Genomic DNA, 255 nt, shown 5'->3' on the forward strand with positions numbered 1-255 from the left:
TAGCTTCCTCAGATGCAGCATCCTCAAGAGGCAGAGAGCAAGACTTTGGACCTGCTCCAGATGATGAGCCCATATACGCGTCTATTCCGGACACACCAATCGGCGCGACTGGCGGGGGAGCTTCCCCAAGAGGGAGAACGCCAGATTTGGGGGCTGATCCAGAGCAGGAGCCCATATACGAGTCTATTCCGGGCATACCAACCGGCGCGGTCGGCGGGGCAGCTTCTCCAAGAAGCAGAACGCCAGATTTGGGGG

1 protein-coding gene is annotated in these 255 nt (G+C 58.8%); it reads left to right on the forward strand.

All coding sequences use genetic code 11. From position 1 onward, the window contains the following. The coding region (locus J7R07_RS08160) for a hypothetical protein (protein WP_208436343.1) at positions 1–255 on the forward strand (255 nt) is incomplete at both ends.

This window comes from Bartonella phoceensis, from assembly GCF_902825145.1.
Taxonomy (GTDB): Bacteria; Pseudomonadota; Alphaproteobacteria; order Rhizobiales; family Rhizobiaceae; genus Bartonella; species Bartonella phoceensis.